The following is a 15,261-nucleotide window of genomic DNA, read 5'->3' as shown; positions in this document are numbered from 1 at the left end:
TGTTGTCAATCACACTTTTGTGGGAGACGGCTGAAGGTCGGTTGCACGCGCGTCGATCCATCGGTACCAGCCATCCATACCGTCTCCGGTGGTGGCCGAGACGGGGACGATCTCGACGTCGGGATTGACCGAACGGGCATGGCGCGCACAGAGATCGAGGTCGAAATCGACATACGGCAGCAGGTCTGTCTTGTTGATGAGCACCAGGCCCGCCGCGGCGAACATGTGCGGGTACTTCAACGGCTTGTCGGTTCCTTCGGTCACCGAGATGACGACGACCTTGCTGTGCTCACCGAGATCGAACAGGGCCGGGCAGACGAGGTTTCCCACATTTTCGATGAAGAGCAACGAGCCCCTGCCCGGGTCCAGGGTGTGCAGCGCTCGCGCGATCATCTCGGCGTCGAGGTGGCAACCCGCTCCGGTATTGACCTGCACTGCGCGCGCTCCAGCGGCGGTGATCCGGTCAGCGTCGAGCAATGTCTCCTGGTCGCCTTCGATCACCCCTACGTCGCGCTGTGCCCTGAGGCGGCGAATGGTGCGCTCGAGCAGCGTGGTCTTGCCTGCACCAGGTGAACTCGTGATGTTGAACGCGAGGATCCCGCGCTCGGCCAGCCATTGCCGGTTCTGCTCGGCCAGCAGATCGTTCTTGGCGAGCACCCGCTGTTCCAGCGAGACGGTCTCGGTGTGCGGGTGATCATGGGGATGGTCATGAGGATGGACGTGGGGGTGGGGGTGATCATGGGAGTGCCCGGACTGCGCTCCAGGCATGGCGATGGTCGCGCTCTCGTCGCCGCAGCCACATGTTGCGCACATGCTCAGCTCACCTCCATCGAGAGGATCTTCAGGTCCCGGCCGGCGATCACATCGACATCGGCACTGCCGCAAGGGCATAACAAGATCAGGTCGTTCAGCTCGAAGCTGGTGCCGCAGCTGCGACAGCGCGCCTCGCCGGGACGCATGTCGACCTCGAGGCTGGCGCCGGCGGCGACGGTGCCCTCGGTCGCGAGTTCGAAACAGAACGTCATCGCATCGGGGACGACGGCACACAGCGCCCCGACTTCGAGCCGCACGCTGTGCACCCGCCGGCCTGCGGCGTGTTCGCACACCGCATCGACAACACTCTGCGTCAGCGCCATCTCGTGCACGTCTGCCCCAATCTGGGCCGGATGACCCCACCATATGCCGGGGATCTTTTTCCGGCGAGCACTCTTTTCATGGCGAGCCGGACCCGTCGGCGTGTCAGCTTGAATCGAACAGGTGTTCGTCTACTGTGGGAACAGCGCGGGATGCTGGTCACGCCGACTTGTCGGTACCGACCTCTAGCGTCACGGCCAACCGATCGAGAACCGATCGCCCGAACACCAAAAGGGACGGAGACGAACCCATGACGCAGGCCCCTGACCGCGAGAAAGCCCTCGAGCTGGCGCTCGCACAGATCGACAAGAGCTTCGGTAAAGGCTCGGTGATGCGCCTCGGCGAAGAGGTCCGCCAGCCCATCTCCGTCATCCCCACCGGTTCGATCGCTCTCGATGTGGCGCTCGGGATCGGGGGCCTGCCGCGCGGGCGGGTCATCGAGATCTACGGCCCGGAGTCGTCGGGTAAGACCACCGTCGCCCTGCACGCGGTCGCCAATGCGCAGGCCGCGGGCGGCATCGCGGCGTTCATCGACGCCGAGCACGCGCTGGACCCGGACTACGCCCAGAAGTTGGGTGTCGACACCGACTCGCTGCTGGTGTCGCAGCCCGACACCGGTGAGCAGGCGCTGGAGATCGCCGACATGCTGATCCGCTCCGGCGCGCTCGACATCCTGGTCATCGACTCGGTGGCCGCGCTGGTGCCGCGGGCGGAGATCGAAGGTGAGATGGGGGACAGCCACGTCGGCCTGCAGGCCCGGTTGATGAGCCAGGCACTGCGGAAAATGACTGGCGCCCTGAATAACTCGGGCACCACCGCGATCTTCATCAACCAGCTCCGCGAGAAGATCGGCGTGATGTTCGGGTGCTTCAACTACAGCACGCGGGTCCAGTTGGCTGACGGCACCACCGAGAAGATCGGCAAGATCGTCAACCAGAAGATGGACGTGGAGGTCCTTTCCTACGACCCCGATACCGACCGGGTCGTACCTCGCAAGGTGGTGAACTGGTTCAACAACGGTCCCGCCGAGCAGTTCCTCCAGTTCACCGTCGAGAAGTCGAGCGGCAATGGAAAGTCCCAGTTTGCGGCAACCCCGAATCACCTGATCCGTACACCCGGCGGCTGGCGGGAGGCGGGCGATCTCATCGTCGGCGATCGGGTGATGGCAGCAGAGCCGCACCGTCTCAGTGATCAGCAGTTCCAGGTCGTGCTCGGCTCGTTGATGGGTGATGGCAACCTGTCGCCCAATCGGCGAGACCGTAACGGCATGCGGTTCCGCATGGGACACGGTGCCAAGCAAGTTGATTACTTGCAGTGGAAGACAGAACTGCTGGGCAATATCGCGCACTCCACCCGGGTCAATGACAAGGGCGCGACGTTTGTCGACTTCACGCCATTGCCCGAGCTGGCTGAGTTGCAGCGCGCGGTTTACCTGGGTGATGGCAAGAAGTTCTTCTCAGAGGAGTACCTCAAGGCGCTCACACCGTTGGCGCTGGCGATTTGGTACATGGATGATGGCTCGTTCACTCTCCGGTCGAAGGGCTTGCAGGAGCGCACCGCCGGCGGCAGCGGCCGCATCGAGATCTGCGTCGAGGCGATGACCGAGGGCACCCGTACACACCTGCGCGATTACCTGCGCGACGTCCACGGCCTGGACGTGCGGTTGCGACGGGCTGGTGCGGCTGGAAAGGCCGTGCTCGTGTTCTCCACCGCCGCGACCGCGAAGTTCCAGGAACTGGTAGCGCCGTACATGGCCCCGTCGATGGAGTACAAGCTGCTTCCTCGCTTCCGCGGCAAGGGGAGCGTCGCGCCACAGTTTGTCGAACCCACGCAGAGACTGGTGCCCGCGCGGATCCTCGACGTCCATGTCAAGCCGCACACTCGATCGATGAATCGTTACGACATCGAGGTCGAGGGCAACCACAACTATTTCGTCGACGGCGTTATGGTGCATAATTCGCCCGAAACGACGACGGGCGGAAAGGCGTTGAAGTTCTACGCCTCGGTCCGGTTGGACGTCAGGCGAATCGAGACCCTCAAGGACGGCACCGACGCGGTGGGCAACCGCACCCGGGTGAAGGTCGTCAAGAACAAGGTGTCGCCGCCGTTCAAGCAGGCGGAGTTCGACATCCTCTACGGCAAGGGCATCAGCAAGGAAGGCTCGCTCATCGACATGGGTGTCGAGCAGGGCTTCATCCGTAAGTCCGGGTCCTGGTTCACCTACGAGGGCGAACAGCTGGGCCAGGGCAAGGAGAACGCCCGCAACTTCCTGCTGGAGAACGTCGACGTGGCCAACGAGATCGAGAAGAAGATCAAGGAAAAGCTCGGTATCGGTGCCGTGGTGACCGCTGACTTGTCCGATGGCTCGATAGATGACGTACTGCCCGCCCCGGTCGACTTCTGAGGCATCTCGCGAGGAGCAGGCGCGGGCGTTGTGTCTGCGTCTGCTCACCGCGAGGGCACGCACCCGCGCCGAACTGGAGGCGCAGCTGGCCAAGCGGGGTTACCCCGACGATGTCAGCACCAGAGTGCTCGACCGGTTGGCGCATGTCGGGTTGGTTGATGACGCGGACTTCGCCGAACAGTGGGTTCGCTCGCGGCGCCTCAACGCGGGGAAAGGCAAGCGCGCCTTGGCCGCCGAGTTGCGCAACAAGGGCGTCGACGACGAGGTGATCAGCGCGGCGCTGGCCGGGATCGACGCGGGCGCCGAACGTCAGCGCGCCGAGCAGTTGGTCCGCGACAAGCTGCGCCGCGAAACGCTCGCCGGCGACGACGACGCCAAGGTGATGCGCAGGCTCGTCGGGATGTTGGCCCGCCGGGGCTACCACCAGTCGATGGCGTTCGATGTCGTCAGCGTCGAGTTGGCCAGTGAACGGGAGCGCCGCTCGGTGTGACGGCGGAGGGCGGGCGCGAGGTAGGTTGCGCAGATGCTGCTTTCGGCCAAGATCGCCCCGACGTTCGACTACCCGGTGCTGCACGAGTTCTGGTCGAGGGCCGACGAGCTCGGGTTTCACTCGATCGCGAATTACGACCACTTCTACGGGTTGGCAGACCTGTCGGATCCGACCTACGAGGGGTGGACATCGTTGGCGGCCATGGCCAGCGTGGTGTCTCGTGCCCGGGTCGGCTGCATGGTCACCGGCGTCACATACCGCAACCCGGCGGTGCTGGCGAAGATGGCGGTGACGGTCGACCACATCAGCGGTGGGCGACTGGATTTCGGACTGGGCGCCGGCTGGCACGAGGAGGAGCACCGCGGCTACGGCCTCGAGTTCCCGAGCGCGGGGGTGCGGGTGGAGATGCTCGACGAGGCGCTCACCATCATCCGGCGATTGTGGACCGAGGACACCGTCACTTTCGAAGGTCGTCACTATCAGTTGCGCGAGGCGCTCGCCAACCCGAAGCCGCTCCAGAAGCCGCATCCGCCGATCGTCGTCGGCGGCGAGAAGCCAAAGATGTTGCGCGTCATTGCCCGTCACGCCGACGAATCGAATGTCCCGAGTCACGGCGACGTCGCGGCGTGGACGAAGACCAGCGCCCTACTCGACGAAGCGTGTGCCGAAGTCGGCCGCGATCCGGCAGAGATCCGGCGCTCGATACAGCTGTTCATCCAACCCGCCGTGGAGGGGCACCTCGACGAGCAACTCGCCCGCCTGCCCGAGCTCAAAAGCGTCGGCTGCGAACACGCGGTGCTGTCGTTCTATCAGCCGCCCACGGCTGAACAGTTGGAGCGGTGCGCCGCCTTGATCTAGATGGTGCCGCCGGCGCCGGCCCCGAAGGCGCCTTGATTGACGGGTTCATCGGCGTGCATCGGCGCCGGACCGCGGCGCGAGCGTCGTAGTCGTCCCTCGAGCCAGGTCGCGAAGTATCCGAGACTGAAGTTGACCGCGATCATCAGGATGGCGATGACGATCAGCGCGGGGATGTAGTTCCCGTAGGCGGCGCCGACCTGGGTACCTTGGCGCACCATCTCCAGGAAGGTGATCTGGTAGCCGATCGCGGTGTCCTTCAGCACGACGACCAGCTGCGAGATGAGCACCGGCAGCATCGACGTGATCGCCTGCGGCAGCAGGATCGAGCGCATCGTCTGGCCCCACCGCAATCCGAGTGCCGATGCTGCTTCGGACTGTCCGCGTGGCAGCGCATTGACCCCGGCCCGGACGATCTCGGCGATGACCGCGCCGTTGTAGAGCGTCAGACCGGTGATGACGCCCGCCAGTGCCAGTTGTCTGGACGGGAACACGTCGTACATCGCGTACAGGAAGTACGCGAAGATCATCATCACCAGCACGGGCACCGCACGGAAGAACTCCACGAATACCGCAGCCGGCCACCGGATCGCCGGGTGCGTGGACATCCGTCCCACACCCAATGCGAAGCCCAGCACCAACGCCAGCACGATCGACACTGCGGCGGCCGTCAGCGTGCCCTCCACGCCGGGAAGGATGTACGTCTTCCACAGATTCGCCGTCAGGAACGGCTCCCACTTCGCCGCGGTGAGCTGTCCTCGTGCCTGCAGTCGCGAGTACACCACCCAGGCGATGAGTAGCAGGGCCACCAGGGTGACCACCGTGACGATCCGGTTGCGTACCCGCGCACGGGGGCCGGGCGCGTCGAAGAGCACCGATGCCGAACTCATGGCTGCCCGTTCTTCTCGTTGGCTCCGGTCACCGTGCCACCGCCATTCGCTTGCCCAGCCACCCGAAGAACAGACCCGTCGGCAGCGTGAGGATGACGAATCCCGCCGCGAAGATGACACCAATCGTCATCAGCGCCGCGGTGTTCTCGATCATCTCCTTCATCAACAGGGCGGCTTCGGCCACGCCGATCGCCGAGGCGATGGTGGTGTTCTTCGTCAGCGCGATCAGCACCGAACCCAGCGGGATGATCACCGAGCGAAACGCCTGCGGCAGCAGGATGATCCGCAGATTCTGGCCGAACGTCAGGCCCAGCGAGCGGGCCGCCTCGGCTTGGCCCAGCGGCACGGTGTTGACGCCCGACCGCACCGTTTCACACACGAAAGCCGCGGTGTAGACCGTGAACCCGAGCACCGCGAGCCGAAAGTTGCTGTCGTCGATGGAGGTCGGCGAGTTCCGGTCGACCAGCGTGATCCCCAATGTCTGCGACAACCCGAACGAACAGAACAGGATGATCAGCGTCAGCGGGGTGTTTCGGACCACGTTGACGTACGCCGTGCCGACCCAGTTCAGCATCGGTACCGGCGACAGCCGCATCGCCGCCAGCAACGTGCCGAGAATCAAGGCGCCGATGGCGGAGAAGACCGTCAGCTGGATCGTGGTCCAGAATGCCTCGAAAATCTGGGCGCGGTACTCGGTGAAGACCTCCACTGAATCTTCCTAGGTTCTCTCGGGCTCTTCAGGCTCCCTTGGGTTTTCGCCCGTCTAGGTCTGGTCGATCTTCGGCGGCTGAGGAGCCGGGATGCCTGCGGGACCGAGGTTGTCGTCCCACGCCTTCTTCCAGGCGCCGTCGTTCTCCATCTTCACGATGGCGTCGTTGATCTTCTTCTGTAGTTCGGTGTCGCCCTTCTTCAGGCCGATGCCGTAGCGCTCCTCGGAGAACGTCCCGCCGACGAGCTTGAAGACGCCGGGTGTCTGCGCGGCGTAGCCGGCGAGGATGACCTCGTCGGTGGTGACGGCGTCCACCGCGCCGTTCTTGAGGGCCTCGATGCACGCCGAATAGGTGTCGTACTGCTGCAGCTGCACACCGGGGTACTTGTCCTTGATGCGTTGCGCCGGAGTCGAACCCGACACCGAGCACAGCTTCTTGTTGTTCTGCAGCGAGGCCTCACCCGTGATGTCGGTGTTGTCTTCGCGCACCAGCAGGCTCTGGCCGGTGATCAGATATGGCCCGGCGAACGACACCTTCTCCTTGCGGGAGTCGGTGATCGAGTAGGTCGCGACGATGAACTCCACCTGGCCGTTCTGGATGAGTGTCTCGCGTTGCGCCGACGGCGCTTCCTTCCACTCGATCTTGTCTTCGCTATAGCCGAGTTCCTTGGCGACGAACTTAGCGACGTCCACGTCGAAGCCGCTCATGGTGCCGTCGGGATTCTTCAGTCCGAGACCCGGCTGGTCGAACTTCGTTCCGATGACGATCGTGTCGCCGCTGTCGCCGCCGCCGCATGCGGTTGCCGCAAAGGGCAGTGCGATAGCAAGTGCTATCGCGCCCAAGACGCGCTTCGAAATGGATTGCATAGATGGTTCCTTTCGAATCAGTGCTTGAGAATCTTGGAGAGAAAATCTTTGGCGCGGTCGGTCTGTGGGTTGGTGAAGAACTCGGTCGGTTCAGCGGATTCGACGATCGCGCCGTCAGCCATGAACACAACGCGGTTGGCCGCCCCGCGCGCGAAACCCATCTCGTGGGTCACGACGACCATCGTCATGCCCTCCTTCGCGAGGGAGGTCATGACGTTGAGGACTTCGTTGATCATCTCGGGGTCCAACGCGCTGGTGGGCTCGTCGAACAGCATCACCTTGGGATTCATCGCCAGCGACCGTGCGATGGCCACCCGCTGCTGTTGACCGCCCGACAACTGCGCCGGGTACTTGTCGGCCTGATTGGCGACCCCGACCCGTTCCAGCAATGACATCGCCGTTTCGCGGGCCTTGTCCTTGGACACCTTGCGCACCTTCATCGGCGCCAGCGTCACGTTCTCGAGGATTGTCTTGTGCGCGAACAGGTTGAACGACTGGAACACCATGCCGACGTCGGACCGCAGTTGCGCCAGCTTCTTGCCCTCGGCCGGCAGCACCTCACCGTCGATCGCGATCGTGCCCGAATCGATGGTCTCCAGACGATTGATGGTGCGGCACAGCGTCGACTTTCCCGACCCGGACGGACCAAGCACGACGATGACCTGCCCACGGTCCACCTTCAGGTTGATGTCCTTGAGCACATGAAGGCTGCCGAAGTGCTTGTTGACACCCTCCATCGAGACCATCGGTACGGACCCCGGAGTCGGATCGACCTCTTTCACTTCCGACCCGCCTGCCTCCATGGGTGCAGACCTTACCCAGGTAGAGCCCACCGTGCCTGGAACTCGTGAATCCGCACAGATCACCGTTCTGACCTGTCCGTACCATGGTGGCCGTGACATCGATGGTGACGCGAGAGGCGACCGCGGGCAGCGGTGTTCGCCAGACCGACGCTGTCGCCTGCCCGCCTGAGGGCTCGTCGGTGCGTACCTATCAGGTCCGCACCTACGGCTGCCAGATGAACGTCCACGACTCTGAGCGGCTGGCGGGGTTGCTGGAAGCCGCCGGATACCGCAAGGCCGACGACGATGCCGACGCGGACGTCGTCGTGTTCAACACCTGTGCGGTGCGCGAGAACGCCGACAACAAGCTCTACGGCAACCTGAGCCATCTGGCGCCGCGCAAGCATGCCGACCCCGATATGCAGATCGCCGTCGGAGGGTGCCTGGCGCAGAAGGACCGCGACACCGTTCTCAAGCGCGCCCCGTGGGTCGATGTCGTGTTCGGCACCCACAACATCGGGTCGCTGCCGACACTGCTCGAGCGCGCCCGCCACAACAGGGCCGCCGAGGTCGAGATCGTCGAGGCGCTGCAGGAGTTCCCCTCCGCTCTGCCCGCCACCCGCGAGTCCGCCTATGCCGCATGGGTGTCGGTGTCCGTCGGCTGCAACAACACCTGCACGTTCTGCATCGTGCCGGCGTTGCGCGGCAAGGAGGTCGACCGCAGGCCCGGCGATGTGCTCGCCGAGGTGACCTCGTTGGTCGAGCAGGGCGTGCTGGAGATCACCCTGCTGGGCCAGAACGTCAACGCCTACGGCGTGTCCTTCGCCGATCCGGAACTGCCGCGCGATCGGGGAGCGTTCGCCAAGCTGCTTCGTGCGTGCGGCCGCATCGACGGGCTGGAACGGGTGCGTTTCACCTCGCCGCACCCCGCCGAGTTCACCGACGATGTGATCGACGCGATGGCCGAGACGCCGAATGTCTGCCCCACACTGCACATGCCGCTGCAGTCGGGTTCCGACCGGATTCTGCGGGCGATGCGACGGTCCTACCGTGCCGAGCGTTACCTCGGCATCATCGACCGGGTTCGCGCGGCGATCCCGCACGCCGCGATCACCACCGACATCATCGTCGGCTTCCCCGGCGAGACCGAGGAGGACTTCCAGGCCACCCTCGACGTCGTCGACCGCGCACGGTTCGCCAGCGCATTCACATTCCAGTACTCCAAGCGTCCCGGCACCCCTGCCGCCGAGTTGGACGATCAGGTGCCCAAAGACGTTGTCGCCGAGCGGTATCAGCGACTGATCGAACTTCAGGAGCGCATCTCGCTGGAGGAGAACACGGCGCTGATCGGGCGCACGGTCGAGCTGCTGGTCGCCACCGGCGAGGGTCGCAAGGACGCCGCGACGGCGCGGATGTCCGGCCGGGCCCGCGACGGCCGACTCGTGCACTTCAATCCTGACGGCCGCCAGATCCGGCCCGGTGACATCGTCACCACGACGATCACCGGTGCCGCACCTCATCACCTGATCGCCGACTCCGCGATCGATTCGCACCGCCGTACCCGCGCCGGTGACGCCCACGCCGCGGGGGAGCGTCCACGCACGGGCGTCGGGCTCGGCATGCCCGGCATCGGCGCCCCCGCCGAACCGCAGACATCCACCGGGTGCGGCCGGTGAACAAGCCAGAGAACGGCGACTTCGAGAGTTTCAAGGGCGACATCGAGGCGGCGGAACGCCGCGTCGCACGCGAAATCGACCCCGGTCCACGCGCATTGGTCATCGCCATCGGTGTGTTCGTGCTGCTGCTGTCATTCGTGCTGCCGCACACCGGCGGCGCCAAGGGCATCGATGTGCTCACCGGCGGCGAGATGGCTGCCCGGGAAGGCATCACCCTGCCGTTGAGGGTGTTCGCCTGGCTGGCACTGGTGTTCAGCGTCGGCTTCTCGATGCTGGCGCTGCTGACGCGGCGCTGGGCGCTGGCGTGGATCGCGCTGGCCGGGTCGACGGTGGCCTCGCTGCTCGGCGTGCTTGCGGTGTGGTCGCGACAGACCGCGCCGGGAAGCTATCCCGGCCCCGGCATCGGGCTGATCGTCGCCTGGCTCGCGGTGATGGTGATCACGTATCACTGGGCGCGGGCGGTGTGGGTGCGCACCGCCATTCAGCTCGCGGCAGAGGAGGAGCGCCGCCGCCGCGTCGCCGAAGAGCAGCGCAAAGGCCTACTCGACGACATCAACGACGAGAAGGACAAGCCCGAAGACTGACCGGCCTCAGCGCTTGCCGAGGGCTTCGGCTGCGGCGTCGGCCCACTGCCGCCACTGCTCGGCGTTGGCGCGGGCCTCGGCGGCATCCTTCTCCCGCCCGGCGGCCGCGGCCTTCTCGGCCTGACGCTCGTATTGTTCTGCGCGAGCGCGGAATTGATCTGCCCGCGCCTGCGCCTCCGGATCCACGCCACCGGTCGGGGCGTCGCGAATCTTCTTCTCCACCGCGCGCAGCCGACGTTCCAGCTCGGCAGCACGCTCGCGCGGCACCTTGCCGATCGCATCCCACTTGTCGCCGATCACCCGCAGCGCGGCCCTGGCCGCGTCGAGGTCGCTGGTGTCGAGCTTCTCGGCCTCCGCGAGCAGCTTTTCCTTCGCCTCGGCGTTGGCGCGGAACTCGCTGTCACGTTCGGCGGTCGCCGCGTTGCGGGCCGAAAAGAACTTGTCCTGGGCCGCTTTGAGCCGTTGCCACAGCGCGTCGTCGACGTCCTTGGCCGCCCGGCCGGCAGCCTTCCACTCGGCCAGCAAGTCACGGAACGCCGCGCCCGTCGGCCCCCAGTCGGTGGAGTCGGCCAACGCCTCCGCACGTTCGCAGATCGCTTCCTTGGCCTGCCGGGCGCCGGCACGTTCGCGGTCGAGTTCGGCGAAATGCGAACCGCGCCTGCGATTGAACGCTTCCCGGGCCGCCGAGTACCGCTTCCACAGCGCGTCATCGGTCTTACGGTCCAGGCCGGTGATGGTGCGCCACTCGTCGAGGATCTCGCGCAGGCGGTCACCGGCGGCTTTCCACTGGGTCGAGTTGGCGGCCAGCTCCTCGGCCTCGGCGGCCAACGCCTCCTTGCGGGCCAGCTGCGCGGCGCGGTGTTCCTCGCGCTTGGCCTTGTCGGCCTGCGCGGTCTCGTCGGCGTGTTCGACGATCGTGGCCAGCCGCGCGGCGAGGGCATCGACGTCGCCGAGCACATGGGCATCCGCGAGGGTTTCGGCGAGCGTCGCCGCCGCAGCTTTGATCTTGCGGGCGTCGCCGGTGCCGGACTCGAGACGGCTCTCCATCAGCGCCACTTCGGTGGCCAGGTCATCGAAACGCCGACCGAAATGCGCGAACGCGGCTTCGGTGTCGCCCGCCTGCCAGGAACCGATGTTGCGTTCACCCGAGCTGGTGATCAGCCACACCGTGCCGTCGGGGTCGACTCGGCCGAACCGGTGGGGATCACTCGAGGGGGGCGCCGCAATCGTCGCCGCCGGCCTGCCGGGTCGTGGGACGGGACGCGGTGGCCCTGGCCGGGGAGCGGGTTTTGGCGAGGAGGTCTGCCCTCCTGGCTCGCTGATCGTCATTTCGTCTCGTACCCTCCACGCGGTGATCCGCGCACCTGCCGCGCGACGCGGCGCCTGACTGCTCGCTTTCGCACGCTATTCAAACAGGTTGGCGCGCGGCGTGCGCACGGCTTTACCGATGCGTCTGCCTAGGCTCTGTCCGACGACCACGGAAGGATCTCGATGAGCACCCTGGACCAGCACGCGGATATCGCCGCCCTGCTTGCCCTCGGCGCCGCCTTCTTCGTCGCGATCGGCGACGTCATGCATCAACGCCAGGCGCACGAGGTCACCGACGAACCGGTCGGCCACGCCGAGCTGTTCCTGCAGCTGCTCAAGGACCGCCAGTGGTGGCTGGGCAGCCTCGTCGCCGGTATCGGATTCGGCCTGCAGGCCGCGGCGCTGGGACTGGGTTCGGTGCTGCTGGTCCAGGCGATTCTGGTGACCTCGCTGTTGTTCGCGCTGCCGATCCACGCCCGGATGTCACACCGCAGGGTGACCCTGTGGGAATGGGCGTGGGCGGTGCTGCTCGCGGCGTCGGTCGTCGTGATCGTCACCGTCGGTAACCCGACAGCGGGGCACGCCCGCGCGTCGTTCGAAACGTGGGCCGCGGTCGTCGCCGTCCTAGGACCCCTGCTGGTGCTCTGCGTGATCGGCGGCAGCATGGTGAAGGGCCCGCTCAGCGCCGTGCTGTTGGCGGTGGTGTCCGGTGCGCTGTGGGGTGTGTTCGCGGTGTTGACGAAGGGCGTGGTGGATCGCCTAGACGACGGCGTCATCGCGCTGCTGCGCACACCGGAGCTGTACGTCTGGGCGGCCATCGCAGTCGCGGGCACCGCGTGGCAGCAGTTCTCCTTCCGGGCGGGGGCGATCACCGCGTCGCTGCCGACCATGACCGTCACCGAACCCGTGGTGGCGTCGGTGCTCGGGATCGTCGTCCTCGGTGAGACGCTGCGCCCCGGCGACGCGGGCTGGCTGATCCTGATCGTCGCCGTTGCGATGATGATCGTCTCGACCGGAGCGCTTGCGCGCGGCGAAGCGGTCACCTCAGGTGACCGTGCGACGCGGCATTAGCGTGGTCACGTGCTCAGTGCCATCGCGATCATCCCGTCGGCGCCCGTCATGGTGCCCGAACTGGCCTCTGGCGCCGCGGCCGAGCTGACCGACCTCAGGGACGCGGTATTCGCCGCCGCGGGGTCGCTGCTCGGCCGATGGGTCGCCGTCGGAGTGGGGCGGACCGATGCCGTGGTGGGGCCCAGCCAGACCGGCACCTTCGCCGGCTACGGCGTCGACGTGCCGATTGCGCTGGCGCCCGGTCGCAACGACGGGCCAACGGAGCTGCCGCTGTGCGCGCTGGTCACCGGCTGGCTGCGCGGCCGCGTCGCACCCGATGCGCATGCCGAGGTGCGGGTTCTTGCCGACGACCACGACGCCGATGCAGCCCTCGAGCAGGGGAGACGGCTGCGCCGCGAGATCGACGAGGCCGCGGATCCGGTCGGGGTGCTTGTCGTCGCGGACGGCGCAAACACGCTCACCCAGCCCGCGCCGGGTGGTTACGACCCCGACTCGATACCGGTCCAGGCCGCGCTGGACGACGCGCTGGCGGCGGGGGATGCGGCTGCGCTCACACGGCTGCCGGAAACGATCGTCGGCCGGGTGGCCTACCAGGTGCTGGCCGGCCTGACCGGCCCTGGACCCCGGTCGGCGAAGGAGCTGTACCGCGGCGCCCCCTATGGCGTCGGCTATTTCGTCGGCGTCTGGCAGCCATGACACGACCGATCGCGATCGTCGGCCCGACCGGGACCGGGAAGTCGGCGCTGGCGCTCGCGGTGGCCGAACGCGTCGGCGGCGAGATCGTGAACGCCGACGCGATGCAGCTCTACCGCAGTATGGACATCGGGACCGCGAAGCTGACCGTGGCCGAGCGACGAGGCATCCCGCACCACCAGCTCGACGTGCTCGACGTCACCGAAACCGCCAGCGTGGCCCGCTACCAGCAGGCCGCTGCCGCCGACGTCGAGGCCATCGGCGGTCGCGGTGCGGTGCCGATCGTGGTCGGCGGGTCGATGATGTACATCCAGTCACTGCTCGACGAATGGACCTTCCCGGCGACGGACCCCGCGGTGCGGGCCAAATACGAACAGCTACTCGCCGAGGTGGGCGTCGCCGCGCTGCATCGTGAACTCGCCCGCGTCGACGCTGATGCCGCGGCGTCGATCCTGCCGACCGACGGGCGGCGCATCGTGCGCGCACTGGAGGTCGTCGAACTGACCGGGCAACCGTTCGCCGCGTCCTTCCCGGCGATCGGTGCCCCCCGATGGGACACCGCGATCATCGGACTTGACTGGGAGACAACACTTCTCGATGAGCGGCTGACCCAGCGGACCGAGAAGATGTTCAGCGACGGGCTGGTCGATGAAGTCCGCGCGCTGCTGGATCGCGGCCTGCGCGAGGGCGTGACAGCCTCCCGCGCCCTCGGCTACGCCCAGGTGATCGCCGACCTCGACAGCGGCGGCGACGGATCGGCGGCGCAGGAGCCGACATTCTTCGGAACCCGCCGCTACGTGCGCAGACAGCGGTCGTGGTTCCGTCGTGACCACCGCATCACGTGGCTCGACGGCGCGGCGGCCGACACTGTCGAGGAAACTCTGCGCGTCTGGCGCGACGTATCCTGAACAGGTGAAGTTCGCCAAAGGGCACGGCACCCAGAACGACTTCGTGGTGTTGCCAGACCCGGAAGGCAGGCTGACACTCACGCCCGCCGCGGTGACTGCGGTCTGCGACCGCCGCAGGGGGCTGGGCGCCGACGGTGTGCTGCGCGTGACCAGGGCGGCGGCCGCGCAGGCAGCAGGCGTTTTCGAGCGGATTCCCGAGGGCGTGGCCCCTGACGACTGGTACATGGACTACCGCAACGCCGACGGGTCGATCGCGCAGATGTGCGGCAACGGGGTCCGGGTCTTCGCTCACTACCTGCGGGCGTCCGGGTTGGAGAGCCGCGACGAGTTCGTGGTCGGGTCCCTGGCCGGTCCGCGGCCGGTGGTGCTGCACGACTGGGACGCCACCGGCGCCGACGTGACCGTCGAGATGGGCAAGGCCAATCAATTGGGCACCGGTGAGGCGATCGTCGGAGGCCGGCCGTTCGCGGGCCTGGCGATCGACGTGGGTAACCCCCACCTCGCCTGTGTCGATCCGGTCATGACGTTCGATGACCTGGCCGTGCTTGATGTCGCCGCACCGGTGTCGTTCGACCGTGCGCAGTTTCCGGAAGGCGTCAACATCGAGGTGTTGACGGCACCCGTGGATGGGGCGGTATCGATGCGGGTACATGAACGGGGTGTCGGCGAAACGCGGTCCTGCGGTACCGGAACCGTCGCCGCCGCCGTGGCGGCGCTGGCCTACGGCGGTGCGACCACCGGCACCTTGGGGGTGCGCATCCCCGGCGGAGAGGTCACCGTCACCGTCACCGACGCGAGTAGCTACCTGCGCGGCCCGTCCGTATTGGTGGCTCACGGCGAGTTGTCCGAGGAATGGTGGCGTGCTGCCCAACGTTAATTCAGGTGCATGT

At 66.6% G+C, this 15,261-nt stretch carries 16 protein-coding genes; 9 read left to right on the top strand and 7 right to left on the bottom strand.

The annotated features are described in order from the left end of the window. Nucleotides 1–9 precede the first annotated feature (9 nt). Together hypB and hypA are read right to left on the bottom strand one after the other, a co-directional pair. Nucleotides 10–813 carry a hydrogenase nickel incorporation protein HypB gene (gene hypB, locus H7J93_RS11120; protein WP_267306344.1) on the bottom strand — a complete coding sequence of 268 codons (804 nt, stop codon included), beginning with the start codon at nt 811–813 and terminating at the stop codon, nt 10–12. Nucleotides 814–815: 2 nt separating this feature from the next. Continuing rightward, on the bottom strand, nt 816–1,145 hold the full coding sequence (hypA, locus tag H7J93_RS11115) for a hydrogenase maturation nickel metallochaperone HypA (protein WP_264074060.1): 330 nt from the start codon (nt 1,143–1,145) through the stop codon (nt 816–818). Between the two features lie 239 nt (nt 1,146–1,384). Between hypA and recA the strand changes: the two genes are divergently transcribed. The 3 genes from recA to H7J93_RS11100 are packed head-to-tail and all read left to right on the top strand — an operon-like array spanning nt 1,385 to nt 4,886. Beyond that, on the top strand, nt 1,385–3,538 hold the full coding sequence (gene recA / locus H7J93_RS11110; RefSeq protein ID WP_267306343.1) for an intein-containing recombinase RecA: 2,154 nt from the start codon (nt 1,385–1,387) through the stop codon (nt 3,536–3,538). Beyond that, nucleotides 3,507–4,028, top strand: coding sequence for a recombination regulator RecX (gene recX, locus H7J93_RS11105; protein WP_267306342.1), 522 nt, complete (start codon nt 3,507–3,509; stop codon nt 4,026–4,028). The genes recA and recX overlap by 32 nt, the downstream gene beginning before the upstream one ends. Before the next feature lie 33 nt (nt 4,029–4,061). Continuing rightward, complete coding sequence (locus H7J93_RS11100; protein WP_267306341.1) at nt 4,062–4,886, top strand: TIGR03560 family F420-dependent LLM class oxidoreductase; 825 nt, start codon at nt 4,062–4,064, stop codon at nt 4,884–4,886. On the opposite strand, the gene H7J93_RS11095 is transcribed toward H7J93_RS11100, so the two are convergent. From H7J93_RS11095 to H7J93_RS11080, 4 genes are read right to left on the bottom strand one after another with little or no spacing between them, the layout of a single operon-like run. Next, the gene (locus H7J93_RS11095) at nt 4,883–5,773 is read right to left on the bottom strand and encodes an amino acid ABC transporter permease (protein ID WP_267306340.1); all 891 of its coding nucleotides are present in this window, start codon (nt 5,771–5,773) and stop codon (nt 4,883–4,885) included. The genes H7J93_RS11100 and H7J93_RS11095 overlap by 4 nt on opposite strands. A gap of 28 nt (nt 5,774–5,801) precedes the next feature. Next, nucleotides 5,802–6,482: an amino acid ABC transporter permease gene (locus tag H7J93_RS11090; protein WP_267306339.1), complete on the bottom strand. Its 681-nt coding sequence runs from the start codon at nt 6,480–6,482 to the stop codon at nt 5,802–5,804. Nucleotides 6,483–6,536: 54 nt separating this feature from the next. Beyond that, nucleotides 6,537–7,349 (bottom strand): glutamate ABC transporter substrate-binding protein, encoded by an 813-nt coding sequence (locus H7J93_RS11085; protein WP_267306338.1) that lies wholly within the window; start codon nt 7,347–7,349, stop codon nt 6,537–6,539. Nucleotides 7,350–7,366: 17 nt separating this feature from the next. Further along, the gene (locus H7J93_RS11080; protein ID WP_267306968.1) at nt 7,367–8,095 is read right to left on the bottom strand and encodes an amino acid ABC transporter ATP-binding protein; all 729 of its coding nucleotides are present in this window, start codon (nt 8,093–8,095) and stop codon (nt 7,367–7,369) included. Nucleotides 8,096–8,253: 158 nt separating this feature from the next. Here H7J93_RS11080 and miaB point away from each other — a divergent pair, with 158 nt between their 5' ends. Together miaB and H7J93_RS11070 are read left to right on the top strand one after the other, a co-directional pair. Further along, entirely contained in the window at nt 8,254–9,807 is a 1,554-nt protein-coding gene (miaB, locus tag H7J93_RS11075) for a tRNA (N6-isopentenyl adenosine(37)-C2)-methylthiotransferase MiaB (protein ID WP_267306967.1), read from the top strand. Then, on the top strand, nt 9,795–10,391 hold the full coding sequence (locus tag H7J93_RS11070) for an Rv2732c family membrane protein (RefSeq protein ID WP_267306337.1): 597 nt from the start codon (nt 9,795–9,797) through the stop codon (nt 10,389–10,391). Before miaB ends, H7J93_RS11070 begins: the two co-directional genes overlap by 13 nt. Before the next feature lie 6 nt (nt 10,392–10,397). Here H7J93_RS11070 and H7J93_RS11065 read toward each other — a convergent pair whose 3' ends face one another. Beyond that, nucleotides 10,398–11,720, bottom strand: a complete 1,323-nt coding sequence (locus tag H7J93_RS11065; RefSeq protein WP_267306336.1) for a DUF349 domain-containing protein — start codon at nt 11,718–11,720, stop codon at nt 10,398–10,400. 162 nt (nt 11,721–11,882) lie between these two features. Here H7J93_RS11065 and H7J93_RS11060 point away from each other — a divergent pair, with 162 nt between their 5' ends. The 4 genes from H7J93_RS11060 to dapF are packed head-to-tail and all read left to right on the top strand — an operon-like array spanning nt 11,883 to nt 15,248. Then, nucleotides 11,883–12,770 (top strand): DMT family transporter, encoded by an 888-nt coding sequence (locus H7J93_RS11060; protein ID WP_267306335.1) that lies wholly within the window; start codon nt 11,883–11,885, stop codon nt 12,768–12,770. A gap of 9 nt (nt 12,771–12,779) precedes the next feature. Continuing rightward, nucleotides 12,780–13,466: a class III extradiol ring-cleavage dioxygenase family protein gene (locus H7J93_RS11055; RefSeq protein ID WP_267306334.1), complete on the top strand. Its 687-nt coding sequence runs from the start codon at nt 12,780–12,782 to the stop codon at nt 13,464–13,466. Further along, entirely contained in the window at nt 13,463–14,371 is a 909-nt protein-coding gene (miaA, locus tag H7J93_RS11050) for a tRNA (adenosine(37)-N6)-dimethylallyltransferase MiaA (protein WP_267306333.1), read from the top strand. The genes H7J93_RS11055 and miaA overlap by 4 nt, the downstream gene beginning before the upstream one ends. A gap of 4 nt (nt 14,372–14,375) precedes the next feature. Next, on the top strand, nt 14,376–15,248 hold the full coding sequence (gene dapF / locus H7J93_RS11045) for a diaminopimelate epimerase (RefSeq protein ID WP_267306332.1): 873 nt from the start codon (nt 14,376–14,378) through the stop codon (nt 15,246–15,248). Nucleotides 15,249–15,261: the final 13 nt, after the last annotated feature.

Origin of the sequence: Mycobacterium barrassiae, assembly GCF_025822765.1 — a bacterium.
Lineage (GTDB): Bacteria > Actinomycetota > Actinomycetes > Mycobacteriales > Mycobacteriaceae > Mycobacterium > Mycobacterium barrassiae.
Note: the sequence above shows the minus strand (reverse complement) of the source record. Positions and strands in the feature narration are given on the sequence as shown.

Bases quoted from the DNA above. Each gene is read 5' to 3' on its own strand.
- miaA (WP_267306333.1), top strand. From the start codon at position 13,463: ATGACACGACCGATCGCGATCGTCGGCCCGACCGGGACCGGGAAGTCG.
- H7J93_RS11065 (WP_267306336.1), bottom strand. From the start codon at position 11,720: ATGACGATCAGCGAGCCAGGAGGGCAGACCTCCTCGCCAAAACCCGCT.
- H7J93_RS11085 (WP_267306338.1), bottom strand. From the start codon at position 7,349: ATGCAATCCATTTCGAAGCGCGTCTTGGGCGCGATAGCACTTGCTATC.
- hypB (WP_267306344.1), bottom strand. From the start codon at position 813: ATGTGCGCAACATGTGGCTGCGGCGACGAGAGCGCGACCATCGCCATG.
- recX (WP_267306342.1), top strand. From the start codon at position 3,507: ATGACGTACTGCCCGCCCCGGTCGACTTCTGAGGCATCTCGCGAGGAG.
- recA (WP_267306343.1), top strand. From the start codon at position 1,385: ATGACGCAGGCCCCTGACCGCGAGAAAGCCCTCGAGCTGGCGCTCGCA.
- H7J93_RS11060 (WP_267306335.1), top strand. From the start codon at position 11,883: ATGAGCACCCTGGACCAGCACGCGGATATCGCCGCCCTGCTTGCCCTC.
- H7J93_RS11100 (WP_267306341.1), top strand. From the start codon at position 4,062: ATGCTGCTTTCGGCCAAGATCGCCCCGACGTTCGACTACCCGGTGCTG.
- H7J93_RS11095 (WP_267306340.1), bottom strand. From the start codon at position 5,773: ATGAGTTCGGCATCGGTGCTCTTCGACGCGCCCGGCCCCCGTGCGCGG.
- H7J93_RS11080 (WP_267306968.1), bottom strand. From the start codon at position 8,095: ATGGTCTCGATGGAGGGTGTCAACAAGCACTTCGGCAGCCTTCATGTG.
- miaB (WP_267306967.1), top strand. From the start codon at position 8,254: ATGGTGACGCGAGAGGCGACCGCGGGCAGCGGTGTTCGCCAGACCGAC.